The 409-nt window shown below is 56.2% G+C and carries 1 protein-coding gene; it reads left to right on the top strand.

The window, feature by feature from the left end; translation table 11 throughout:
- Window positions 1-49: 49 nt before the first annotated feature.
- On the top strand, window positions 50-409 hold a 360-nt coding region (locus GSF22_RS34255), incomplete at its 3' end, for a PTS sugar transporter subunit IIA (RefSeq protein WP_244454639.1).

The following is a 409-nucleotide window of genomic DNA, read 5'->3' as shown; positions in this document are numbered from 1 at the left end:
TGTCGAAGGACACAAGTCACCGGTCGAAGCCCGATGGGAAAGTAAAACAATGCCTACACCCCGTCTTATCGTGGCCGACGTGACGGCCACCAGCCAGAATGACCTTTACGCCCAGGTCAATGATCGTCTCACCGCTGACAACATGGTGAAATCCACATTCCTTAACGCGGTGAGTGCACGAGAGAAGAAATTCCCCACCGGGCTTGACTTCGGCTACGTGTCCATCGCTATTCCGCACATCGATCCCGAACACGTCATCTCCCCGGGGCTACTGGTATGCCGCAATAGTGCATCGACAACCTTCCACGCCATGGACGATCCCGAGCGCAACCTCGACGTCCAGCTCAGCATCTGGCCCCTAGTCACTGACCCCGGCAATCAAATCGACATGCTCGGAGCTGTCATCACA

The sequence above is a fragment of the Micromonospora echinofusca genome (assembly GCF_017614955.1).
Classification (GTDB): Bacteria; Actinomycetota; Actinomycetes; order Mycobacteriales; family Micromonosporaceae; genus Micromonospora; species Micromonospora echinofusca_A.
This window is presented reverse-complemented; position numbering and strand designations above follow the sequence as displayed.